At 74.4% G+C, this 21,755-nt stretch carries 24 protein-coding genes; 11 read left to right on the top strand and 13 right to left on the bottom strand.

Annotation, left to right across the window (positions count from 1 at the left end; genetic code table 11):
• Nucleotide 1 precedes the first annotated feature (1 nt).
• Complete coding sequence (locus KPL59_RS31485) at nucleotides 2–562, bottom strand: TetR/AcrR family transcriptional regulator (RefSeq protein WP_226359163.1); 561 nt, start codon at nucleotides 560–562, stop codon at nucleotides 2–4.
• Between the two features lie 90 nt (nucleotides 563–652).
• On the opposite strand from KPL59_RS31485, the gene KPL59_RS31490 reads away from it, so the two are divergent.
• Nucleotides 653–1,114 (top strand): nuclear transport factor 2 family protein, encoded by a 462-nt coding sequence (locus tag KPL59_RS31490; protein WP_226362995.1) that lies wholly within the window; start codon nucleotides 653–655, stop codon nucleotides 1,112–1,114.
• 6 nt (nucleotides 1,115–1,120) lie between these two features.
• Here the strand turns inward: KPL59_RS31490 and KPL59_RS31495 are convergent, their stop codons facing one another.
• The 8 genes from KPL59_RS31495 to KPL59_RS31530 form a co-directional block, all read right to left on the bottom strand.
• Nucleotides 1,121–1,558 (bottom strand): BLUF domain-containing protein, encoded by a 438-nt coding sequence (locus KPL59_RS31495; protein ID WP_226359161.1) that lies wholly within the window; start codon nucleotides 1,556–1,558, stop codon nucleotides 1,121–1,123.
• 157 nt (nucleotides 1,559–1,715) lie between these two features.
• Entirely contained in the window at nucleotides 1,716–2,045 is a 330-nt protein-coding gene (locus KPL59_RS31500) for a hypothetical protein (RefSeq protein WP_198932129.1), read from the bottom strand.
• 64 nt (nucleotides 2,046–2,109) lie between these two features.
• Nucleotides 2,110–2,559, bottom strand: a complete 450-nt coding sequence (locus tag KPL59_RS31505; protein ID WP_226359160.1) for a hypothetical protein — start codon at nucleotides 2,557–2,559, stop codon at nucleotides 2,110–2,112.
• Between the two features lie 135 nt (nucleotides 2,560–2,694).
• Nucleotides 2,695–3,096: a VOC family protein gene (locus KPL59_RS31510; protein WP_226359159.1), complete on the bottom strand. Its 402-nt coding sequence runs from the start codon at nucleotides 3,094–3,096 to the stop codon at nucleotides 2,695–2,697.
• A 105-nt stretch (nucleotides 3,097–3,201) separates the two neighbouring features.
• Entirely contained in the window at nucleotides 3,202–3,969 is a 768-nt protein-coding gene (locus KPL59_RS31515; RefSeq protein WP_226359158.1) for an aminoglycoside phosphotransferase family protein, read from the bottom strand.
• A gap of 31 nt (nucleotides 3,970–4,000) precedes the next feature.
• A complete protein-coding gene (ychF, locus tag KPL59_RS31520) occupies nucleotides 4,001–5,074 on the bottom strand; it encodes a redox-regulated ATPase YchF (RefSeq protein WP_075308229.1) in 1,074 nt (357 codons plus the stop codon).
• Between the two features lie 25 nt (nucleotides 5,075–5,099).
• On the bottom strand, nucleotides 5,100–5,771 hold the full coding sequence (locus KPL59_RS31525) for a response regulator transcription factor (RefSeq protein WP_226362996.1): 672 nt from the start codon (nucleotides 5,769–5,771) through the stop codon (nucleotides 5,100–5,102).
• Nucleotides 5,768–7,252 (bottom strand): cell wall metabolism sensor histidine kinase WalK, encoded by a 1,485-nt coding sequence (locus KPL59_RS31530; RefSeq protein WP_226362997.1) that lies wholly within the window; start codon nucleotides 7,250–7,252, stop codon nucleotides 5,768–5,770. Before KPL59_RS31530 ends, KPL59_RS31525 begins: the two co-directional genes overlap by 4 nt.
• A gap of 313 nt (nucleotides 7,253–7,565) precedes the next feature.
• Here KPL59_RS31530 and KPL59_RS31535 point away from each other — a divergent pair, with 313 nt between their 5' ends.
• A complete protein-coding gene (locus KPL59_RS31535; RefSeq protein ID WP_226362998.1) occupies nucleotides 7,566–9,056 on the top strand; it encodes an AlkA N-terminal domain-containing protein in 1,491 nt (496 codons plus the stop codon).
• Nucleotides 9,053–9,550 carry a methylated-DNA--[protein]-cysteine S-methyltransferase gene (locus tag KPL59_RS31540; protein ID WP_226362999.1) on the top strand — a complete coding sequence of 166 codons (498 nt, stop codon included), beginning with the start codon at nucleotides 9,053–9,055 and terminating at the stop codon, nucleotides 9,548–9,550. The genes KPL59_RS31535 and KPL59_RS31540 overlap by 4 nt, the downstream gene beginning before the upstream one ends.
• Nucleotides 9,551–9,616: 66 nt before the next feature.
• On the opposite strand, the gene KPL59_RS31545 is transcribed toward KPL59_RS31540, so the two are convergent.
• Nucleotides 9,617–10,153 (bottom strand): hypothetical protein, encoded by a 537-nt coding sequence (locus tag KPL59_RS31545; protein ID WP_075308235.1) that lies wholly within the window; start codon nucleotides 10,151–10,153, stop codon nucleotides 9,617–9,619.
• Between the two features lie 247 nt (nucleotides 10,154–10,400).
• Between KPL59_RS31545 and KPL59_RS31550 the strand changes: the two genes are divergently transcribed.
• The 3 genes from KPL59_RS31550 (at nucleotide 10,401) to KPL59_RS31560 (ending at nucleotide 13,646) form a co-directional block, all read left to right on the top strand.
• Nucleotides 10,401–11,996, top strand: coding sequence for a DNA recombination protein RmuC (locus KPL59_RS31550; protein ID WP_226359155.1), 1,596 nt, complete (start codon nucleotides 10,401–10,403; stop codon nucleotides 11,994–11,996).
• Between the two features lie 4 nt (nucleotides 11,997–12,000).
• The gene (locus KPL59_RS31555; RefSeq protein WP_226363000.1) at nucleotides 12,001–12,912 is read left to right on the top strand and encodes a DUF6542 domain-containing protein; all 912 of its coding nucleotides are present in this window, start codon (nucleotides 12,001–12,003) and stop codon (nucleotides 12,910–12,912) included.
• Nucleotides 12,913–13,097: 185 nt separating this feature from the next.
• On the top strand, nucleotides 13,098–13,646 hold the full coding sequence (locus KPL59_RS31560) for a L,D-transpeptidase (RefSeq protein ID WP_060713230.1): 549 nt from the start codon (nucleotides 13,098–13,100) through the stop codon (nucleotides 13,644–13,646).
• Nucleotides 13,647–13,716: 70 nt separating this feature from the next.
• On the opposite strand, the gene KPL59_RS31565 is transcribed toward KPL59_RS31560, so the two are convergent.
• Nucleotides 13,717–14,694, bottom strand: coding sequence for a 4-hydroxy-3-methylbut-2-enyl diphosphate reductase (locus KPL59_RS31565; protein WP_060713231.1), 978 nt, complete (start codon nucleotides 14,692–14,694; stop codon nucleotides 13,717–13,719).
• A 104-nt stretch (nucleotides 14,695–14,798) separates the two neighbouring features.
• Between KPL59_RS31565 and KPL59_RS31570 the strand changes: the two genes are divergently transcribed.
• The 3 genes from KPL59_RS31570 to KPL59_RS31580 are packed head-to-tail and all read left to right on the top strand — an operon-like array spanning nucleotide 14,799 to nucleotide 16,854.
• The gene (locus KPL59_RS31570) at nucleotides 14,799–15,407 is read left to right on the top strand and encodes a lipid droplet-associated protein (RefSeq protein WP_226363001.1); all 609 of its coding nucleotides are present in this window, start codon (nucleotides 14,799–14,801) and stop codon (nucleotides 15,405–15,407) included.
• Complete coding sequence (xseA, locus tag KPL59_RS31575) at nucleotides 15,404–16,630, top strand: exodeoxyribonuclease VII large subunit (RefSeq protein WP_226363002.1); 1,227 nt, start codon at nucleotides 15,404–15,406, stop codon at nucleotides 16,628–16,630. Before KPL59_RS31570 ends, xseA begins: the two co-directional genes overlap by 4 nt.
• Entirely contained in the window at nucleotides 16,627–16,854 is a 228-nt protein-coding gene (locus tag KPL59_RS31580; protein WP_226363003.1) for an exodeoxyribonuclease VII small subunit, read from the top strand. The genes xseA and KPL59_RS31580 overlap by 4 nt, the downstream gene beginning before the upstream one ends.
• A gap of 72 nt (nucleotides 16,855–16,926) precedes the next feature.
• On the opposite strand, the gene KPL59_RS31585 is transcribed toward KPL59_RS31580, so the two are convergent.
• On the bottom strand, nucleotides 16,927–17,949 hold the full coding sequence (locus KPL59_RS31585; RefSeq protein WP_226363004.1) for a type IV toxin-antitoxin system AbiEi family antitoxin domain-containing protein: 1,023 nt from the start codon (nucleotides 17,947–17,949) through the stop codon (nucleotides 16,927–16,929).
• 156 nt (nucleotides 17,950–18,105) lie between these two features.
• Entirely contained in the window at nucleotides 18,106–18,981 is an 876-nt protein-coding gene (locus KPL59_RS31590) for a DUF4245 domain-containing protein (RefSeq protein WP_226363005.1), read from the bottom strand.
• Between the two features lie 217 nt (nucleotides 18,982–19,198).
• Here KPL59_RS31590 and glpX point away from each other — a divergent pair, with 217 nt between their 5' ends.
• Nucleotides 19,199–20,185 carry a class II fructose-bisphosphatase gene (glpX, locus tag KPL59_RS31595; protein WP_226363091.1) on the top strand — a complete coding sequence of 329 codons (987 nt, stop codon included), beginning with the start codon at nucleotides 19,199–19,201 and terminating at the stop codon, nucleotides 20,183–20,185.
• Between the two features lie 54 nt (nucleotides 20,186–20,239).
• On the top strand, nucleotides 20,240–21,640 hold the full coding sequence (locus tag KPL59_RS31600) for an aspartate ammonia-lyase (protein WP_226363006.1): 1,401 nt from the start codon (nucleotides 20,240–20,242) through the stop codon (nucleotides 21,638–21,640).
• Nucleotides 21,641–21,755: the final 115 nt, after the last annotated feature.

A 21,755-nucleotide genomic window follows, 5' to 3' on the forward strand; every position in this document is an offset into this window, starting at 1 on the left:
GTCAGAGCAGCAGTGCCGCCACCGCCGCCCGCGCCTGCCGCGCCGGCTCCGGGCTACCGCCGATCGCCGCGGTCACCATCGCCCCCTCCGCGAGCAGGCAGACCGGCTCGACGGGGTCCACCCCGGCCGCCGACGCCCACTCCCCGAGTTCCCGGTGGAACAGCTCCTTGTGCCTGCGCACCTCACGCAGCACCGGCACCGAGGTACTGCCGAGCTCGCCGTAGGCGTTGATCCAGGCGCAGCCGCGGAACCCCGGCCGGGCGAACCACTCCCCCAGCCAGTCGAAGGCGGCGAGGAGCCGCTGCCGCGGGTCCTCGACCCGGGTCACGTACGCCGCCAGGTCGGCGCGCCACCGCTCGTCGCGCCGGCGGAGCACCGCGACGACGAGGTCCTCCTTGGTGGCGAAGTCCCGGTAGATCCGCTTGAGCGGGAGCCCCGACGCCGACCTGACCTGGTCCATCCCGACGGCCCGGATGCCGCGCTCGTAGAACAGCAGCTCCGCCGCCTCCAGCAGGCCGTCCCGGTCGAGACGGGCCTGTTCCTCGGTGATGGCCGCAGGCACCGATGACCTCCTTGACATCGAGAACGGTCGTTCCCTACGTTACCGGAACGCATCGAGAACGATGGTTCTCGACCCATCGAGGAGGCAGCCGTGGCCGAAGGCCGTCCGCCCTACCCGCCGTTCACGTCGGAGACCGCGCGACAGAAGGTGCAGGCCGCCGAGGACGCCTGGAACACCCGTGACCCGGAGCGGGTCGCGGGCGCGTACACACCGGACTCGGTGTGGCGCAACCGCGACACCTTCGCCACCGGCCGGCAGGAGATCGTCGAGCTGCTGACCGCGAAGTGGCAGCGCGAGCAGGACTACGCGCTGCGCAAGAGCCTGTGGGCGTTCGACGACAACCGCATCGCCGTCCGGTTCCAGTACGAGTCCCGCGACGCCGACGGCCAGTGGTGGCGCAGCTACGGCAACGAGCTGTGGGAGTTCGACGAGCTGGGGCTCATGCGGCGGCGGGAGGCCAGCATCAACGACGTCCCGATCACCGAGGCGGAGCGGCGGATCCACGGCCCGCGCCCCGACTCCGAGCGGGGTGTCGACATCCCGCTGCAGTGAGCGACGTCAGACCGTGTCCGCGCCGATGGTGTTCCGCATCCGGGTGAGCAGATCCTGCTGCTCCCGCCCGGGCTGGTCCGGCGCCGCGGGCCGGATGCGGCCGTCGACGTCGTGCAGCGGGATGTCCGAGCGCCCGATCGCGGAGATCCGGGCCATCGACCAGCGGGAGAACACCCGGGAGTCCACCGTCGTCGACTCGAGGACCGACACGTCGGTGTGCCGGTCGTCTGCCTCGATCTTCTCGAACAGCCCGGTGACCACTGCCTCGTCGCCCTCCAGGGTCTGGACGAACCAGTTGTCCGAGATCAGCAGCGCACCGGTCACGCCGGCCTTCTTGTTCTTCGAGCGGGCCACGTCGAAGATCTCGGCGAGGACCTCGTCGCGGCGGTCGCTGGGCACGGTGCTGTGGCTGCGGTAGATCAGCCTGTGGACCTGCTCGGCCATGTGGTTCCCCCGTGTCGGTCGGGCCGCCTCACCGGAGACGGGCGCGGAACCGTCACGGACCCGGATCCCGGGTGATCGTCACGGCCGACCCGGCCGGTAGTGGCGTACGACACACTCCGACGTCGCGATATGAGACAACCTGTCGGAAGATCGGTCGCTACCGGGCCCCGTCGAACCGGACGTCCACCCGGACCTGTCGTCCGTCCCGCACCGCCACACCGTGGCCCGGCCGTTCCTCGCCGTCGACCCGGACCCGCAGCGGTGCGCCCTCGCCGGTGAAGTTGCGCCACCAGTTCTTCCGGTCCGGCAGCTCGACACGGATGACGCCGCCGTCGCCGGCGGGCTGGAAGGCCACGGGGAGCCGGAACTCCGTGCCGGATCGGCGTCCGTGGTAGCTGATCTCCGTCAACGGACCGAGCCTGCCCGAGCGCGCGAGGGGCGCGACGACGGTGTTGACGACCCGGGCCATGCGCTGGAGGAGGTTCACGCTCCGCCAGCGTAGCCGCGGGCGGCCGGCGCCGCCCGTGTCGCGACGGGGCGGTCAGAGCAGGTCAGCAGTCGCTCCGGGGCACCAGGCCCCGCTCGCACAGGTACTGCATCTGGGTCTCGCCGCTGGTCGGCGCCCGACCCGCGGACGTACCCGGGTCGAGGTACCCCTGGTAGGCGGAGCACGACGGGTCGAACCGGCCGGCCGCCATCGCCCGCTCCGCGCAGTCGGCACCGGAGGTCGTCGCCCTGCTCCGCTCGGCCTCCCGCGCCTCGGCCGCCGCAGCCCGGTCCATCGCCCGGCGGGCCGCGGTGATCGCGCCGTCCACCGCCGCGCCCGGCACGGACGCCGCCGGACCGACGCGGAGCAGAACACCGGTGGCGGGTGCGAACCGGGCGGACACCGGAGCGACCGCGGGTTCCGGGACGGTGCTCGGCTCGGCCCCGGACGCCGCGGCGCACGCACTGGTGGCGAACACGGCGGCGACGACGGCTGCCACGGCGAAGCGGCCCATGCCCATCGTCGTTCCCCCAGCCGGTCACACCGGCCCCGCTCGCCGAGGCCTCGCGCACAGTGTCGTGGCTGGCGCGACGACGGTCAGTGTGGGCGCCGGATCGTCACCCCTTCTGATGAGCGGGGACGCAGGTGGTCAGGCTGTTCGCTGGTCATGGAACTGCTCGAACATGACTTCGTAACCGTCCGGGTCGGCCCCGTAGAAGATCCTCGCCCAGCCGGTGTCCTCTCGTTCGAGCGTGATCGGCAGGCCGTGAGAGGTCCACAGCCGGTACATCTCGTCGAGGACGGTCGTAGGAATCGCGATGACGACACCGGCGCCACGAGGCCCCTGTTGCGCAGCCAGGGCGCTCTCCCGTGAGTGGAACCCGTGAGCGTGGAGGTCGCTGAGGATCAGCCAGGTGTGCCCGAACGTCAGGTACCGCAGGTTCGGTTGTTCGTGGTTGGGGATCTCGCGGAAGCCTGCTGCGCGGTACAGCTCGGTGGATCGGGCGAGATCGGAGACGCGCAGGCCGATCTTGAGCTGGCGTGTGCTCATCGTGCCGAGGCTCCCCTGCTCTCGCCGGCTGGATGCCTCAGCCTCTCAGCTGACGGTGGGCATGAGCACGTAGCAGAGTGTTGCGATGCGGTCGAGCGGCGATGATCAGACGGCCGCTGCGTCGGCCACCGTCACCCAGGCGGCCGCGCGATCGGCGTCGACACCGGCCGATCGGGCGATACTCCGACCGAGGAGGTGAGCCGTCTCCAGGTCGTCGTAGCTGAGTTTCAGAGCGAGCACGGCGACGTCGTAGGCGGCCTCGCCGTTCATCCCGCGCGGGCCGATGAACCACAGCCGACCGCGGCCGTGGAGGACGTGGGGCGGTGAGAGGTCGGCGTGGCACAGTCCGGCCGGCATGTCGGTGGCGAGCTGGTCGAGAACCACGTCGGCGGCCGGATCGGTGAGCCGTGCCCGGAGCCACGGGACGATGCTCGGCGCCGAGGGCACGCCGTCCTCGTCGGCGAGGGTGCGCAGCATCGTGGCTGCGCCCTCGAGGTCGCGCGGCCGCGGCTCCCGCTCGGCGAACGATGCCCCGGGCTCGACCGCGTCCAGTGCGGTCCACGTGCTCGTGGGCGTGTTCCGCAGGAGATGGACCGCAGGCGCCAGACCAGCACGCGAGAGCTGCTCCAGCACCGCGGCCTGGTGAACGGCGTCCGGGTCGGGGCTCGACCGCAGGACCACCCGAGCACCGGCGCTGGTCGTCGCCTCCACCACGTGGGCCGACCCGGCGGCGAACGTCGTGCCGGTCGGTGTGACCGAGAGTGCGGCGCAGACCTCGGCCAGCTCGACGGGGAGCGCCTCGATCCAGGCGGGTGCGCGGTCGGGCCATCGCGCGTGTACGGCTCGGGCGAGGTCGGGATGCAGCGGGGTCACGGGCGCAGTGCGGTGGCGACGGCGGGCCGGGTCAGACGTTGAAGCGGAACTCGACCACGTCGCCGTCGTGCATGACGTAGTCCTTCCCCTCCATCCGCACCTTCCCCGCGGCCTTCGCGGCGTTCATCGACCCCGCGGCGACCAGGTCGTCGAAGGAGACGATCTCGGCCTTGATGAAGCCCCGCTCGAAGTCGGTGTGGATGACCCCGGCCGCCTGCGGCGCGGTGGCGCCCTGCGGGATCGTCCAGGCCCGCGACTCCTTGGGCCCGGCGGTCAGGTAGGTCTGCAGCCCGAGGGTGGCGAACCCGGCGCGGGCCAGCTGGGCCAGTCCCGGCTCGTCCTGCCCGATCGACTCCAGCAGCTCGGCGGCGGACTCGTCGTCGAGCTCCAGCAGCTCGGCCTCGACCTTGGCGTCGAGGAACACGGCCCGGGCGGGGGCGACCAGCTCGGTGAGCTCCTTGCGCCGGGCGTCGTCGGTGAGGACGGCCTCGTCGGCGTTGAAGACGTAGAGGAACGGCTTCGTCGTGAGCAGCGTCAGCTCGCGCAGCAGCTCGGTGTCGGCCTCGGCCTGGAACAGCGTCCTGCCCTCGTTGAGGATCGCGACGGCGGCGTTCGCGGCGTCGAGGACCGGCTTGCGGTCCTTCTGCGTGCGGGCCTCCTTCTCCAGCCGCGGCACCGCCTTCTCCAGCGTCTGGAGGTCGGCCAGGACCAGCTCGGTCGCGATCGTCTCGATGTCGCTCGCGGCGTCGATGCGGCCGTCGACGTGCACCACGTCCGGGTCGTCGAAGACGCGGACGACCTGGCAGATCGCGTCGGACTCGCGGATGTTCGCGAGGAACTTGTTGCCCAGGCCCGCGCCCTCGGACGCGCCCTTGACGATGCCGGCGATGTCGACGAACGACACCGTCGCCGGGATGATCTTCTCCGACGAGAAGATCTCGGCCAGCTTCCCCAGGCGCTCGTCGGGGAGCGGGACGACGCCGACGTTGGGCTCGATCGTCGCGAACGGGTAGTTCGCGGCGAGCACGTCGTTGCGGGTCAGCGCGTTGAACAGGGTCGACTTGCCGACGTTGGGCAGGCCGACGATGCCGAGGGTGAGGGACACGGACGACCAGGGTAGTCGGGACTCCTCAGCCCGGTTCGAGCCGGTAGCCCGCGCCGCGCACCGTCGCGATCCAACCGGCGCCGAGCTTACGACGCAGGTAGCGCACGTAGACGTCGACGACGTTGGACGAGGCCCCCGACTCGGCGGGCCCCCAGACCAGCCGGAGCAGCTGGTCGCGGGACAGCACCTGGCCCGGGTGGCGCAGGAACGTCTCGGCCAGCGCGCACTCGCGCGTGGACAGCTCGACGGTGCGGCCGTGCACGCTCACGTGCCGGGTGCGGGGGTCGAGCTCGAGTCCGTGGAAGGTCAGCAGATCCGGGTCCGGGACCGGGCGGGCGCGCTCCAGCCGCAGCCGGATCCGGGCCACCAGCTCCTCGAACCGGAACGGTTTGGCCATGTAGTCGTCGGCGCCGCCGGTCAGCCCGGCGACGGTGTCGTGCACGCTGTCGCGCGCGGTCAGGATGATCACCGGGAGGCTGCTGCCGGCCGCCCGCAGTCGTCGCAGGACCTCGAAGCCGTCCATCCCGGGCAGCCCGATGTCGAGCACCAGCAGGTCGAACCCCCCGGACACGGCGTGGTCGTGCACGCCGGCCCCGTCGGCGACGACCGTGACCTCGAACCCGGCTCCTACCAGGCCCTTCTTCACGAAGGACGCGATGCGCGGCTCGTCCTCGGCCACCAGGATCCGGCTGGTCACGTCTCGCTCCTCGGCAGGTCCAGCGTGAAGGTCGCCCCGTGCCCGGGCGTGCTCTCGAGCAGCACGCGACCGCCGTGCGTCGTCGCGATGGCCTCGACGATGGACAGCCCGAGCCCGGCGCCGTCGGAGCGGGGTGCGTCGTCGCCGCGCGCGAAGCGTCGGAACACCCGCTGCCGGTCCTCCGGCGCGACGCCCGGTCCGGTGTCGGCCACCCAGATCCGCACCCGCCCGTCGACCGCCTCCGAGCCGAGCGCGATCCGGTCGCCGTCGCCGGTGAAGCGGGTCGCGTTGTCGGCCAGCGCGACGACGGCCTGGGTGATCCGCTGCGGGTCCATCCGGCACCACACCGCGGCCACCGCCTCCAGCCGCCAGTCCCGGTCGGCGAGGCCGGTCAGCTTCTCGAACAGCTCCCGGGTCAGTGCGCCGACGTCGACGAGCTCGGTCCGGAGCAGCGACGGCTGTTCGGCCCGGGTCAGCGCGAGCATCTCCGACACCAGCCGGTTCATCCGCTCCAGCTCGTCGTCGACCAGGGCGACGGTCTCGACGACGTCGTCGGGGTCGTGCGGGTCGAGCACCCCGAGGTGCCCCCGCACGATGGTGATCGGGGTGCGCAGCTCGTGGCCGGCGTCGTCGACGAACCGCCGCTGGGACTCCATCCCGCTCTGCACCCGGTCGAGCATCGCGTTCAGCGTGATGGCCAGCTCGGCGATCTCGTCGCGGGCCTGCGCGCGCTGCGGCACCCGGCGCGACAGGTCCCGCCCGGTGATGGTGTTCGCGGTCGCGGCGACGTCGCGCAGCGGGCGCAGGATGCGCCCGGCCACCAGCCACGCCCCGACCGCGGACAGCAGCGCCGTACCGAACCCGACCAGCCCCATCAACCGCGCGGCCTCGTGGGCGAAGTCGTGCTCGCGGTCGGTGAAGTAGCCGATCACGATGACGCCGCGCTGCGGGTCGCCGGCGAGCCCGACCGGCAACGCCGACCAGCGCACCTCGCCCGCCGAGCTCTCGTAGGACCCGCGGGTGGGACGACGGACGTCGGCGACCAGCGCGGTGAACGCCGGGTCCTCGCGCAGCAGCACCCGCGGGCTGGTCCGCCGGGACTCCCAGCGGAAGCGCCCGTCGAGGTAGCCGAGGAACTTCTCGTTCGGCCGCGCGACGTTCGCGGCGATCACCGACCGCAGGATCTCGTCGACCGAGGAGTACGGCCGGCCGGTCGTCGGGTTGATGCCGGTCTCGGTGACGCGAGCGAACTCGGCGATCTCGGAGTTCAGCGCCCCGTCGATCCGACGGTCGGTCTCGTCGATCAGCAGCATCCAGGTCAGCAGCGTGACGACGCCCAGCGAGGCCAGCCCCAGCAGCACGACCCACCCGACGATGCGGGTGCGGGCCCCGATCGCCCGACCGACGCGGCGGGGCCCGGGGCCGGACCCGACGGCCTCGGTCGCGATGATCGCCTCCAGTTCGTCCGTGCCGGTGACCATGATCCCGTACCCGCTGCGGGACGGGCGCACCGTGGGCAGCGCTCTCGTGCCGACACCCGGCACGGATGAGCACCGTCGGTCGTCGATACAGCTCCGTTGGGAGTAAGGCACGCTCCGCCGTACGGCGCACAGGTGACACACGGACATCGTCGAACGGCTGCCACCACCCGGACGGCCGAGCACCACACCCGTCCGGGCCGAGCTCCGACGACCGGGACCGAGGGGACGTCGTGCGCCTGCCCTGGACCGGCCCCGGACACCGGTGACCGATTCCCGCCAGTGGCGACGGCCGCCCAGTGGCATCGTCGGCACCGTGCTGCTCGACCACGACTCCTGCTACCGCGCCGTCGCCGCCAAGGACGCGCGGTTCGACGGCCAGTTCGTCACGGCCGTGCGCACCACCGGCATCTACTGCCGTCCGTCCTGCCCGGTACCGCCCCCGCGCTCGCGCAACGTCGAGTTCCTGCGGACCGCGGCCGCCGCGCAGACCGCGGGTTACCGGGCCTGCCGGCGGTGCCTGCCCGACGCCGTCCCCGGCTCGCCGGAGTGGAACCTGCGTGCCGACGCCGCGGGGCGGGCCATGCGCCTGATCGCCGACGGCGTCGTCGAGCGCGACGGGGTCCCCGGGCTCGCGTCGCGGCTGGGCTACTCGCCCCGCCAGCTCGGCCGGATCCTCACCTCCGAGGTGGGTGCCGGGCCGCTGGCCCTGACCCGCGCGCAGCGCGCGCACACCGCCCGCATCCTGGTCGAGACCACCCCGCTCGGGCTGGCCGACGTCGCGTTCGCCGCCGGGTTCGGCAGCGTCCGGCAGTTCAACGACACCGTCCGAGCCGTCTACGGCGTCCCGCCCTCCCAGCTGCGCGCCGAGGCCGCCCGCCGCACGCGCAACCGCGAACCCGGCCCGCCCGGGGCGCTCGTGCTGCGGCTGCCCTACCGGTCCCCGTTCGACCCGCACGGTCTGCTCGACCACCTCGCGGCCCGCGCGGTCGACGGTGTCGAGACCGTCGACGGCGGCACCTACCGCCGCACGCTGCGGCTCCCGCACGGACCGGCCGCCGTCGTGCTGGACCTGACCGCGCGGCCCGGGGCCGTGGTGGCGACGCTGCGGGCGTCCGACCCGCGGGACGTCGGCCCCGCGGTGTACCGGCTGCGCCGATTGCTCGACCTCGACGCCGACCCGCTCGCCGTCGACGCCGTGCTGGGAGCCGACGACGCACTCGCCCCCCTGGTCGCCGCGACGCCCGGGATCCGGCTGGCGGGCACCGTCGACCCGGCCGAGACGGCGGTCCGCACGGTGCTGGGCCAGCAGGTGTCGGTCACCGCCGCCCGCACCGCCGCGGCCCGTCTCGCGGCCACCTACGGGACGCCGCTGCCCGCGGAGCTGTGCGACGACGGCGGACCGCACCTGCTGTTCCCCGAGCCGGGAACCCTCGTCGACGCCGACCTCGCGGGCCCGGCCCGACGGGCGTCGTCGCTGCGCGGGCTGTGTGCCGCGCTCGCCGACGGCACGCTCGCCCTCGACCCCGGGCGCGACCCGGACGACCTGCGCGCCGAGCTGTGCGCGCTGCCCGGGATCGGACCCTGGAGCGCCGGCTACCTGGCCATGCGGGTCCTGGGCGACCCCGACGAGCTGCTCGCCTCCGACCTCGCGGTGCGCCGCGGCGCCGAGGCGCTCGGACTGCCCGGCGACGGGGCCGCGCTCACCGCGCGCGCCCGCGCCTGGGCCCCCTGGCGGTCCTACGCCGCCACCCATCTCTGGCGGGCCGCGACGTCCGCCACCACCACCGCTCGGAGGAGCGCATGAGCACAGCAACGTGGTCCACACGGGACACCCCGGCCGGGCCGTTCACCGCGGTCGTCGACGACGACGGCCACGTCCTCGCCTCCGGCTGGACCGCCTCGGTCGACGAGCTGCTCGCCCTGGTGCACCGCTCACTGGCCCCGACGACCGTGGTCGAGGGCGACCTCGGCGCGGTCGGCGAGGCGGTCGACCGTTACCACGACGGCGAGCTGTCGGTGATCGCCGACGTGCCCGTCCGCCAGCGGTCCGGCCCCTACCGGGAGCTGGCGTGGGACGTGCTGCGGACCGTGCCCGCGGGGGCGCCGGTCACCTACACCGGCTACGCCGAGAAGACCGGCCGCCCCGCGGCGGTGCGTGCCGCGGCCGGCGCCTGCGCGTCCAACGCGGCGGCGCTGTTCGTCCCGTGTCACCGGGTGCTGCGCAGCGACGGGACCCTGGGCGGGTTCCGCTACGGCCTGGCCGTGAAGCGGTGGCTGCTGGAGCACGAGGCGGTCTGAGACCGTCCCCGGCGACCGCGGATCGCGCACCGCGGTCGCCGGGTGCCCCGGCACCGGTGCCCCGGGTCAGCCCTCGGTGACCGGTCCGACCTGGATCCCGGCGTCGACGCCGATCGGTCCCCGGGCCAGGAAGCTGCCCGGGATGTCACCGCCGGGACCGTGCAGCGAGAACTCCAGCTCGTTCGCCGGGGCGGGCCCGGCGGAGTTGCGGATCTGCACGTCGAACTGCACGGGCTCCCCCGGCCCGAACTCGACGGCGCGGGTCTGGTCGCCGTAGGGCACCGCGACCTCGGAGGCGCGCGGCGAGCCGTTCAGGCTGAACACCAGGTCCGACGGCGATCCGGACAGCAGGCACGGCGCGGTGCCCGGGGCCGCGCTGAGCACGACCGAGTAGTGACGGTGCCCGGCGCTCGCCGGCGCCGGGTGGATGGTCGCCTGCTGGTTCGCCGGTCGGCAGGCGCTGGGCGCCGGGTCCCCCGCCGGCGTCGCGGGTGCGGCCGAGGCGACCCCGGCCGGGACGAGCACGGCCGCGGCGGCGACGGCCAGGGCGGCGGTGGTCGTGGCGGCCGTACGGCCGATGGTGCGGGCGAGTCGGGTGGTCATCACAGGTACCTCTCTCACTCTCGCGGCGCCCGGGCCCCCCGGCCCGGACCGTCGGCCCCCGAAGGTCCGACACCGGAGAAGACGTGTGCATAGCGAACCGGTTCGCCCCGCGTGGCATCCGTCTCGCCGGGGCAACCCGCCCGGCCGCAGGCCTCCCCCTGCGATCCGGTGCGCCACACCGGACTCCGGACACGCCGCCGACCTGCGGCGACGCGGAACTGTCGGGGGTGCGGTGCACGCTGCGGGGGTGGACGTCCTCAGCCTGCTCCTCGGATCGATGCTCGGTGCGGCGGTTGCCGCCGCCGTGGTCTGGTCGGTGGCCGCCGCCCGGTTCCGTGCCGAGGCGGCCGAGGCGGCCCGCGCCGCCGCGAACACCGCCGCCACCACCCGGGCGGACGCAGCAGGCCTGCGCGCCGAGCGCACCGCGCTGCTCGAGCGGGTCGAGGAGCTGCACGAGTCGCTCGACGACGCGACGAACCGGGCCCGGCGCGCCGAGTCCGAGGCCGCCGGGGCCACCGCCGCGCTGCGCGCCGAGCGGGAGGCCCGGGCGCAGGCCGAGGCCGCGACGACGCGCCGTGAGGCCGAGCTGAAGGACTCCTTCGCCGCGCTGTCGCAGGACGCGCTGGCCCGCAACAACGAGGCGTTCGTGGCGCTGGCGGAGAGCCGGATCAAGGAGGCGACCGCCGCGCTCGCGGCCAGGGCCGACGGCGACCAGGCGGCCCGCGCGAAGGCCGTCGAACAGCTGCTCGACCCGGTCTCGGCGGCGCTGGGCCGGGTCGAGGGGCAGCTGCGGACGGTGGAGAAGGAACGCGAGTCCGCCTATGCCGGGCTCCGCGAGCAGGTCAGGGCGATGGCGGCGAGCTCGGACAGGCTCGGCACCGAGACGAAAGCGCTGGTCAACGCGCTGCGGGCGCCGCAGGTGCGGGGCCGCTGGGGTGAGATGCAGCTGCAGCGGGTCGCCGAGATGGCCGGGATGCTCGAGCACTGCGACTTCTCCACCCAGGTGTCCGCCGCCGGGGAGGACGGCGGGGTCCGCCCGGACATGCTGGTCCGGCTCGCGGGCGGCAAGCAGGTCGTCGTCGACGCGAAGGTGCCGTTCGCGGCCTACCTGCAGGCGGTCGAGGCCTCCGACCCGGACGTGCACACCGAGCGGCTCGCCGCGCACGCCCGGCAGCTGCGCACCCACGTGGACCAGCTCTCCGCCAAGGCCTACTGGGAGTCGTTCGAGCCGACACCGGAGTTCGTGGTGCTGTTCGTGCCCGGCGATCCGTTCCTGGAGGCCGCACTCCGCTCGGACCCGGGGCTGCTGGAGTACGCCTTCGGCCGCAACGTCGTGCTCTCGACGCCGACCACCCTCGTCGCGCTGCTGCGCACCGTCGCCTACGGCTGGAAGCAGGAGGCGCTGGCCCGCAACGCCGCCCAGGTGCACCGGCTCGGGCGCGAGCTGCACGGGCGCCTCGCGACGATGGGCACCCACGTCGCGAAGCTCGGCCGCAGCCTCGACGCGGTCGTGGACAGCTACAACCGGACCGTCTCCTCGCTGGAGGCCCGGGTCCTGGTGAGCGCCCGGAAGTTCACCGAGCTGCAGGTGTCCGACACCGAGCTGGAGACCCCCGCGACGGTCGACCGGACCCCGCGCGGTGTCTCCGCACCCGAGCTGGTCGCCTCCGCCGGGGACTCGCTGGTGTCCCTGGAGGACCTCGGGCGGCCCGACCACAACCGGACGGACGGCACCCGATCCGGCGGTGGCCGACCCGACGGCGCACATCCGGGCACGTTCGGCGACGGCGACACGGAACACGACGAGGCGGCCGGGACACCGTGGCGGGAGGGGTTAGGCTGACCGGGTGACCACGGCCCGATCGAGTTCGGCCCGCCGGCCCGGCCGGGGGTCCGCCCCCGCGCGCGGTGGCTGGCCGGTGCGCGAGCGGTCCCTGCTCCCCCCGGTCCTCGGGATCCCGCCGCTGGCGGCGACCGGCCTGGCCGTCGGCACCACAGCTCTCGGGGTCCTGGTGGACCTGCTGCGGATCGGCACCGTCGGCCGGGTGTTCGAGGTCTGCTACCTGCTCGGTTGCGTGCTCGCGGTGTCCTGGGTCCGCCGGCGCAGCCTGTTCCTGCCGGCCGTGCAGCCGCCGCTGCTGCTCGCCGTCGTCGTCCCGCTGGTCGCGGTGCTCATCGGCGCGCCGTCCGGTGGCGGCGCGGCGCAGAGCCTGCTCATGGCGGGCGCACCGCTCATCAACGCGTTCCCGGCGATGGCGGTGACCACGCTGGTCGTGCTGCTCGTCGCCGGCCTGCGGGTGCTGCGCCAGCGGCTCAGCCCGGACGACGCGGTCGGCCGGCTGCGGCAGCGCCTGGGCCGCGACCCGGGCGGGTACGACCCGGACGGGCCCGGCGGGCGGACCCGGGCGCCGCGCGGTGCGGGTACGCCCGGCACGGCGACCGCGGCCCGGTCCCGCACGTCCGGCACCGCCCGCACCGGGTCGGCCACCGGGTCGACCCCGACCGGCTCCGCCCGACGCGACGCGGCCCGCACCGGGTCCACCGCGCGCGCCGGTTCCACCGGCACCGGGGTCTCGCGCACCGGCTCCGCAGCGCGATCCACCGGGATCTCGCGCACCGGCTCGGCGGCACGCTCCACCGGGTCCGCACGCTCCGGCTCCTCCCGCGCGGAGTCCCCCCGTGTCGATCCGTCCCGCTCCGAGCCCACCCGCGGGTCGACGCGCGGGGCGACCGGCCGGACACGCCGCGACACCCGCTGACGACGGAACCGGCGCCCCGCATGCATCCGCCCAGGTGGACGGCCGGAACGTACCCCGCAGACCGCCCGAGTGACGACGGACCGGACAATGGGAGCAACCCACTGCCCTCCCGAACGTCTTCCCCATCGGGGGCACGGCGTGACCCCGCCGCTCCCCCCGACGCACGCCGGAACCACTGGAGAGCCATGTCGACCACCCGCAGCCCCCGCAGGACGCGACCCGCGATCGTCGTCGCGCTGGTCACCGCGGCCGTCGCGCTGATCGGCGTCGGCACCGCGATCGCCGGGACCCCGGCCGCCCAGGCCTTCCGGGACCAGCCGCTCGTCGCGGGCACCCCGTGCACCGTCACGGCCCGCGCCTGTGTCGACCTCGACTCGCAGCGCTCCTGGCTGTTCACCGACGGGAAGATCACCCACGGGCCCGTCCCGGTCGCCATCGGCGGCCCGGGCAAGGAGACCCCGATCGGCCACTCCCTGCGGGTGTACCGCAAGGAGCAGCTCCACAAGAGTGGCGAGTACACGATGACCAACGGCGAGCCCGCCCCGATGCCGTGGGCGGTGTTCTTCCAGGACGGCGGCATCGCCTTCCACGAGGGCCGCACCGACACCCCGTCGGCGGGCTGCGTCCGGCTCGCGCCGGAGAACGCGAAGCTCTGGTTCGACACCCTGCAGATCGGTGACCAGGTGCAGGTCGTGTCGGCGAAGCAGGTCCAGGCGGACCGCGCGGCGGGCTGACCGCCCCACCCCCTGTACGACGCAGGCCCCGGACCGAGTCGGTCCGGGGCCTGCGTCGTGCGTGACGGGCTCAGTTCACCGGGGTCAGGCCCAGCGACCGGCCACGCGGCGGGCGCAGCTCACGGGGCAGCGAGAAGGTCAGCGTCTCCTCGGCGGTGTCGACCTCCTCGACCGAGCCGAAGCCGCGCTCGGCCAGGTACTCGACGACGCCCTGCACCAGGATCTCCGGCACCGACGCGCCGCTGGTGATCCCGACCGTCGTGACGCCGTCGAGCCACGACTCGTCGATCTCACGGGCGTAGTCGATCAGGTACGAGGCACCGGCCCCGGCGCCGAGGGCGACCTCGACCAGACGCACCGAGTTCGACGAGTTCCGCGACCCGACGACCAGCACGAGGTCGCAGCGCGGCGCCATCGTCTTCACCGCCACCTGACGGTTCTGCGTGGCGTAGCAGATGTCGTCCGACGGGGGGTTCTGCAGCTTCGGGAACCGCTCGCGCAGCGCGCGCACGGTGTCCATCGTCTCGTCGACGCTGAGCGTGGTCTGCGAGAGCCACACGACCTTCTCCGGGTCGCGGACGGTCACGGAGTCGACGTCGGCGGCGGACTCGACGAGCTGGATGTGCTGGGGCGCCTCACCGGAGGTCCCCTCGACCTCCTCGTGCCCGGCGTGCCCGACGAGCAGGATGTCGTAGTCCTCGCGGGCGAACCGCTTCGCCTCCTGGTGGACCTTGGTCACCAGCGGGCAGGTCGCGTCGATGGTCTGCAGGTTCCGGCCCGAGGCCTCGGCGCGGACCGCGGGCGAGACGCCGTGCGCGGAGAACACGACGTGCGCACCCTCCGGGACCTCCGACGCCTCGTCGACGAAGATCGCGCCGCGCTCGCGCAGCGTCTCCACCACGTGCTTGTTGTGCACGATCTCCTTGCGGACGTACACGGGGGCGCCGTACTGGTCGAGTGCCTGCTCCACCGCCTCGACGGCACGGTCGACGCCCGCGCAGTAGCCGCGGGGCTTGGCGAGCAGGACCTGCTTGGCAGAACCGGACATGCCCCCAGGGTACGGACCACCCCGGGAACGGGCAGCCGCACGTGACCGGCCCGACCGGGCGCCCGGCGCGACAGGCGACCGCGGATCAGGGGACAATGGCGTGCATGTCTCCGCTGCCGTTCCCCGTGCGGATCGCCGCCGGCCTCGTCGTGACCGCCGTCGAGCAGGCCCGAGAGCTGCCGCGGCACGCCGTCGAGCTGCCGGTGACCGCGGTCAGCCAGGCGTTGCAGGTGTCCATGCGGGTCCAGCAGCGGATCACCGAGCTGGCGATCAAGGGTGACCGCGCGCTGGGCACCCTGCGTCCCGCCGACGACGTCCCCAGCTGGGCGACCTTCGACGACGACCTGGCCGACGGCGCCGACCTCTCGCTGCCCGACCCGGAGCCGATCGCCCCGCCGCTGCCGCCCGCCGCCCCGGCCGGCCGCAACGGCACCGTGTCGTCGCTGCGGCCCGCCCGCACCGGCATCCCGATCGACCGGTCCCCGTCGTCCCGGCCGGCGGCGGCGTCGAACCGGGCCGAGGCGAGCGCGACCGTGCCGGCCGTGCTGCCCGAGTACCCGACGATGACCGTGCCCCAGCTGCGCGGCAAGCTCCGCACGCTGAGCCTCGACGACCTCGCGGACCTCCTCGCCTGGGAGACCGCACACGAGAACCGGCCGCCGTACGTCACGATGCTGACGAACCGGATCGCGACGGTGTCCGAGAACCGTTGAGCGCCACGACCTCCGAGGAGGACCCGTGGCCGGTCCGCACGGTCGCCCGCAAGATCGCCGAGTGGGTCGACCGGCTCGGCGCGGTGTGGGTCGAGGGCCAGCTCGCCCAGGTCAACGCCCGCTCCGGGACCGCGTTCCTGACCCTGCGTGACCCGGCCGCCGACATCTCCCTGCAGCTGACGGCGCCGTCGTCGCTGGTGCGCGACGCCGGCGCCGCCGTGACCGAGGGCAGCCGGGTGATCGTGCACGGCAAGCCGTCGTTCTACCTGGGCCGCGGCACGCTGTCGCTGCGCGTCGACCGGATCCGCGCGGTCGGTCTCGGCGAGCTGCTGGCCCGCATCGAGCGGCTGCGCAGGCTGCTCGCCGCCGAGGGACTGTTCGACCCGTCCCTCAAGCGGCGCCCGCCACTGCTCCCGCACACCATCGGCCTGGTCACCGGGCGCGACTCCGCGGCCGAGCACGACGTGGTCCGCAACGCGACCGCGCGCTGGCCCGCGGTGCGGTTCCGGATCGAGAACGTCGCCGTACAGGGCGGGCTGGCCGTGGAGCAGGTCGTCGGCGCGCTGCGGGCGCTCGACCGCGACCCGGACGTCGAGGTCATCGTGCTCGCCCGCGGCGGCGGCAGCGTCGAGGACCTGCTGCCCTTCTCCGACGAGACGCTGTGCCGCGCCGTCGCCGCCTGCCGGACCCCGGTCGTGTCGGCCATCGGGCACGAGCCGGACACCCCGCTGGTCGACCACGTCGCCGACGTGCGCTGCTCCACCCCGACCGAGGCCGGACGCAGCCTGGTCCCCGACCTCGCCGAGGAGACCGCGCGGATCTCCGGGCTGCGCGACCGGGCCCGCCGAGCCCTGCACGGCTGGGTCGACCGCGAGCAGCACCGCCTCGACGACCTGCGACGGCGGCCGGTGCTCGCCGACCCGCTGCGCATGGTCACCGCCCGGGAGGCCGAGATCGCCGACGCCCGCGCCGCCGCCCACCGCGCGGTGCTGCGCCGGCTGGACCGGGCGTCGTCGGAGCTGGAGCACCTGGGCGCCCGACTCGCCGCGCTCGGCCCGACCGCGACCCTGGCGCGCGGCTACGCGATCGTGCAGCTCGCCGACCGCACCGACGACGTGCCCCCGCTCCTGCGGTCGGTCGCCGACGCGCCCGCCGGCACCGGCCTGCGGATCCGGGTCGCCGACGGCGCCGTGACCACCACCCCCGACCCGGAGACCCGATGAGCGACCGACCGGCAGTGGAGACCCTGGGCTACGAGCAGGCCCGCGACGAGCTCATGGAGGTCGTGCGCGCGCTGGAGGTCGGCGGCCTCGGCCTGGACGAGTCCGTCGCGCTGTGGGAGCGCGGCGAGGCCCTGGCCAAGCGCTGCGACGCCCAGCTCGCCGGCGCCCGCACCCGCATCGAGGAAAAGCTCGCCGACGCCGACGCCGACCCCGACGACGCCTGAGCTTCCGACACGGGATGCGGCGTCCCACACGGATTCCGAACCCGTGTGGGACGCCGCATCCGGTGTGGGAGGTCACCGGGGCGGCAGCCTCGTGCGGAGGCGGGTCAGGAGGGCAGCGGGGGCGTCCAGGTCGCGCCAGGTCCACCGGACGACGTGCAGGCCCAGGTCACGGAGCCGGTCCTCGCGGATCTTCTCCTCGGTGATCACCTGACCCGCCGTCCTCCCCGGCGGGAGCAGACGCCCGTACTTCACCTCGCCGTCGAACTCCCCGACGACGGGCGGGCTGCCGTCCCACCAGAAGTCGACGGTCGCGCACCACCGGCCGCCGGCGTCCCGGACCTCGCGCTGCAGGTCGGGGGCCGGGAGCCCGGCCGCGTGGAACAGCACGCGGCTCCGTGACTCGCCGGGGCTCGCGGCGCGCCCGTCGGCGAACCGCGCGACGCGCACCGCGGCCGCCGTCCCCCGGCGACGACGCTCCGGGCGCGCCGCGGTCAGGAGCTCCGCGGTCCGGAGCCCGTACCGCCGGGCCAGACCGTCCGCGACGACGACCGCCTGACCGAACGGCACCGTCCTGGCCACGTCGGCGACGGTGCGGGCGGGCGCGGTCACCAGGATCCCGCGCACCCACAGCGTCTCCGCGGGATCGAGGGGCACCGTGTGGAGGACGAGGTCGTGTCCCCGGCGAGCCCCGGTCGGCGCCGACCGCGTGACGTGGACGCGGTCCAGCGGCACGTCCCAGATCTCGGTGCCGTGCACGACCGCGGCGGAGACGTGGCTGACGACCGCGGGCGACTCGAGCCGACGCACCACCCCGCGCACGGCGCGCTCGTGCCCGGCGACGAGCTCCTCCCAGTGCCGACCGGGATCCCCCCGCGGCCCCAGCGAACCCGGCGGCCCCGGTGCCCCCGACGGCCCCGGTGTCCCCCGCGGCCCCGGCGGGCCCGGCGGCCCCGGCGGCACGGCACCGCGGTACATCCCACGGCAGACCCGCACGATCGCCCCCGAGCCGACGGCGTGGCGGATCTCGGCCTCGCTCATCCTCGCGGCGAGCAGCTCAGAGCGCCGCACGGGCGTCGTACCGGGCAGAAGGTCCATGCCCCGACCCTGCCCCGCAACACCCCGGCCGACGCCCCCGAACCGAACCCTGTGGATAACTCCCCGCAATGTGGACAACCACGTCCCACAGGGGTTCCGGCGTCCCACACGGGATCGGATCCCGTGTGGGACGTCGGACTCCGTGTGGGACCGGGGTCAGGAACCGGGTGGGAAGACTCGGGCGGTGGTGAGGGCATCGGCGAGGGTTCGGAACTGGTCCTCCGACGCCGAGCCGGTCACCAGGACGCGGACCTCGGGACGGCCGGGCAGCGTCGCGACCCGGAAGGGCTCGCCGCCCTCGGCGCCGTAGACCTCCCAGGTCAGGCCGCCCGCCTGCACGGTGCCGCGCATCGTCGGGGGGCCGTCGCCGCGGCCCGCGGAGCCGGACTCGGTGGCGAGGACGCCCTCGACCGACCCGTCGGTCTGGACCAGGCTCAGGAAGTCCGCGTCGGGGGTGACGAAGCCGATGCGCACGGCGGTGCCGCCGCCCTCGACCGGGCCACGATCGGTGGAGTTGGCCCGGAACGGCACGTCCGGCAGCCGCAGCGGGAAGGTCGAGCCGCGGGCGTACTCGGCGATCCGGGCCGGGGCGTCGACGCTGGGCGCCGACGCGGCGTCCTCGGCCGGGCCGCCGGGCGAGAACGAGCACGACCCGCCGACCGAGAAGATCAGCAGGGCGACCGGGACGAGGATCAGACAGGCCCAGATCAGGTCGCGCACCGACGCGTCGCCGCGGCCGGGCTTGTGCATCGCCTGCGGGCCGGCCTCCGGGATCCGGCGGGTCACCGGCGGCGGCTGCGGCCGTCCGGCCCGGGCCGCACCCGCGGGCGCGGCGGCCGGAGCCCGGGCCGCAGCGGGAGCCGGGTCCGAGTCCGCAGCCGCAGCCGGGTCCGCGGCTGGGGAAACAGGCGCGGCCGGGTCAGGGGCCGCCGGGTCAGGGGCCGCCGGGTTCGGGGCCGCCGGGGACCCGCCGGGCTCCGAGGCCTCCGGGCGCTCCGAGGACGGCGTTCCCGGGTCAGGTCGGGCGCTCACGTGTCCATCGTCCCAGGCATGGCGTCGGTCGCTCATCACTGCTCCCCCGGCGCCCCACGTGCGAGGATCGCCGGGCGCCTCCCCGTACGCCGGTCACCACCCGGGCGAGGGGACGTCGCCGACGAGCACGCCGCCCGTGAATGGAGACGTATCCGTGAGCCAGTCCGCCAGCCCCGCCGCCCCCCGCCGTCGTGAGGCGCCCGACCGCAACCTGGCGATGGAGCTGGTCCGGGTCACCGAGGCCGCCGCCATGGCCGCGGGGCGCTGGGTCGGCAAGGGCGACAAGAACGGTGGCGACGGCGCCGCCGTCGACGCCATGCGCCAGCTCATCTCGTCGGTGTCGATGCGCGGTGTCGTCGTCATCGGCGAGGGCGAGAAGGACGAGGCCCCGATGCTGTTCAACGGCGAGGAGGTCGGGAACGGCGAGGGCCCGTTCTGCGACGTCGCCGTCGACCCCATCGACGGCACCACGCTGATGGCCAAGGGCATGCCGAACGCGCTCGCGGTGCTCGCCGTCGCCGAGCGCGACGCGATGTTCGACCCGTCCGCGGTGTTCTACATGGAGAAGATCGCGGTCGGCCCGGACTCGGCCGACGTCATCGACATCACCGCGCCGGTCGCGGAGAACATCCGCCGGGTCGCGCGGGCCAAGGAGACCGACGTCGCCGACGTGACGGTCTGCGTGCTCGACCGCCCGCGACACGAGCAGATCGTCGCCGAGATCCGCGAGGCCGGCGCCCGGATCTCCTTCATCTCCGACGGCGACGTCGCCGGTGCCATCGCCGCGGCACGTCCCAACTCGGGCGTGGACATGCTCTACGGCGTCGGCGGCACCCCGGAGGGGATCATCACCGCGGCCGCGCTCAAGTGCATGGGCGGCGAGATCCAGGGCCGCCTCTGGCCCACCGACGACGCCGAGCGGGAGAAGGCCCTCGCCGCGGGCCACGACCTCGACAAGGTCCTGACCACCGCCGAGCTCGTGCGCGGCGAGAACGTCTTCTTCTGCGCCACCGGCATCACCGACGGCCCGCTGCTGCGCGGCGTCCACTACCGGGGCGGCGGCGCGACCACCCAGTCGATCGTGATGCGGTCCAAGTCCGGCACGGTGCGGCTGATCGACGGCTACCACCGCCTCACCAAGCTGCGCGAGTTCTCCTCCGTCGACTTCGACGGCGTCGAGGGCGAGGCCCCGCCGCTGCCGTGAGGTTAGGCTCACTTAACACTGCGGGACGGGTCGCGGAGGAGTAGACCTTCGCCCATGAGCGAGGACTTCCGCATCGAGCACGACACCATGGGCGAGGTCCGGGTCCCCGCCGACGCGCTGTGGCGGGCCCAGACCCAGCGCGCGGTGGAGAACTTCCCGATCTCCGGCCGCGGCCTGGAGCGCGCCCAGATCCGCGCGCTCGGCCTGGTCAAGGCGGCCGCGGCCCGGGTGAACGGCGAGCTGGGCGTACTGGACGACGACCGGGCCCGCGCGATCGCCGCGGCCGCCGACGAGGTGGCCGCGGGCGGGCACGACGACCACTTCCCGGTCGACGTCTTCCAGACGGGCTCCGGCACGTCGTCGAACATGAACGCCAACGAGGTGATCGCCTCGCTGGCCGCCCGCGCCGGCACGGACGTGCACCCGAACGACCACGTCAACGCCTCGCAGTCGTCGAACGACGTCTTCCCGACGACCATCCACCTCGCCGCCACCGAGGCGCTGGCGACCGAGGTCGTCCCGGCGCTGGAGCACCTCGAGGCCGCGCTGCGCCGCCGCGCCGCGGACTGGTCGGAGGTCGTGAAGGCCGGCCGCACCCACCTGATGGACGCCGTCCCGATCACCCTCGGCCAGGAGGCGGGTGGCTGGGCCAGCCAGGCCGGCTACGGCGCGGACCGCGTCCGCGACGCGCTGCCCCGCCTCGCCGTCCTGCCGATCGGCGGGACCGCGGTCGGCACCGGGCTGAACGCGCCGGACGGGTTCGGCGCCGCCGTCGTCGCGAAGCTGCGCGAGACCACCGGTCTGGAGCAGCTCGCCGAGGCCGCCGACCACATCGAGGCCCAGGGCTCGCGTGACGGCCTGGTCGAGGCCTCCGGCGCGCTGCGCACCGTCGCCGTGTCGCTCTACAAGATCGCCAACGACCTGCGCTGGCTGTCGTCCGGACCGCGGACCGGGCTGGCCGAGATCCACCTGCCGGACCTGCAGCCGGGCAGCTCGATCATGCCGGGCAAGGTCAACCCGGTGATCTGCGAGGCCACGATGATGGTCTGCGCCCAGGTCATGGGCAACGACGCGTGCGTCGGCTTCTCCGGCAGCCAGGGCAACCTGGAGCTGAACGTGATGATGCCGGTGATGGCGCGCAACGTGCTGGAGTCCGCGCGACTGATCGCGAACGTGGCGCGGCTGCTCGCCGACAAGGTCGTCGACGGGATGGAGGCCGACCTCGAGCGCACCCGCGAGTACGCCGAGTCCTCGCCGTCGATCGTCACCCCGCTGAACTCGAAGATCGGCTACGAGGAGGCGGCGGCCATCGCGAAGCAGGCGCTGAAGGAGCGACGGACCATCCGCGAGGTCGTGATCGAGCGCGGGCACGTGGCGAACGGGACGCTCACCGAGGCCGAGCTGGACCGCGCCCTGGACGTGCTGGCGATGACCCGCGGCGAGAAGCGCTCCTGACCCGGCTGCGCCCGGTCACCGGCCGGGCGCAGCCGGGTCAGTCCACCCGCTGTTCATCTCCGGTCCCCGTTCGGTCCACATCGACGTGACACTGTGTGAGCGCCAGTCGATCACT

Origin of the sequence: Pseudonocardia sp. ICBG1142 (assembly GCF_020496255.1) — a bacterium.
GTDB lineage: Bacteria > Actinomycetota > Actinomycetes > Mycobacteriales > Pseudonocardiaceae > Pseudonocardia.

What these genes read in the sequence shown, in the direction of transcription:
- KPL59_RS31495 (WP_226359161.1), bottom strand. Translation starts at nt 1,558, where the DNA reads ATGGCCGAGCAGGTCCACAGGCTGATCTACCGCAGCCACAGCACCGTG.
- KPL59_RS31505 (WP_226359160.1), bottom strand. Translation starts at nt 2,559, where the DNA reads ATGGGCCGCTTCGCCGTGGCAGCCGTCGTCGCCGCCGTGTTCGCCACC.
- KPL59_RS31510 (WP_226359159.1), bottom strand. Translation starts at nt 3,096, where the DNA reads ATGAGCACACGCCAGCTCAAGATCGGCCTGCGCGTCTCCGATCTCGCC.
- KPL59_RS31530 (WP_226362997.1), bottom strand. Translation starts at nt 7,252, where the DNA reads ATGGTCACCGGCACGGACGAACTGGAGGCGATCATCGCGACCGAGGCC.
- KPL59_RS31540 (WP_226362999.1), top strand. Translation starts at nt 9,053, where the DNA reads ATGAGCACAGCAACGTGGTCCACACGGGACACCCCGGCCGGGCCGTTC.
- KPL59_RS31545 (WP_075308235.1), bottom strand. Translation starts at nt 10,153, where the DNA reads ATGACCACCCGACTCGCCCGCACCATCGGCCGTACGGCCGCCACGACC.
- KPL59_RS31560 (WP_060713230.1), top strand. Translation starts at nt 13,098, where the DNA reads ATGTCGACCACCCGCAGCCCCCGCAGGACGCGACCCGCGATCGTCGTC.
- KPL59_RS31565 (WP_060713231.1), bottom strand. Translation starts at nt 14,694, where the DNA reads ATGTCCGGTTCTGCCAAGCAGGTCCTGCTCGCCAAGCCCCGCGGCTAC.
- KPL59_RS31570 (WP_226363001.1), top strand. Translation starts at nt 14,799, where the DNA reads ATGTCTCCGCTGCCGTTCCCCGTGCGGATCGCCGCCGGCCTCGTCGTG.
- KPL59_RS31580 (WP_226363003.1), top strand. Translation starts at nt 16,627, where the DNA reads ATGAGCGACCGACCGGCAGTGGAGACCCTGGGCTACGAGCAGGCCCGC.
- KPL59_RS31585 (WP_226363004.1), bottom strand. Translation starts at nt 17,949, where the DNA reads ATGGACCTTCTGCCCGGTACGACGCCCGTGCGGCGCTCTGAGCTGCTC.
- glpX (WP_226363091.1), top strand. Translation starts at nt 19,199, where the DNA reads ATGGAGCTGGTCCGGGTCACCGAGGCCGCCGCCATGGCCGCGGGGCGC.
- KPL59_RS31600 (WP_226363006.1), top strand. Translation starts at nt 20,240, where the DNA reads ATGAGCGAGGACTTCCGCATCGAGCACGACACCATGGGCGAGGTCCGG.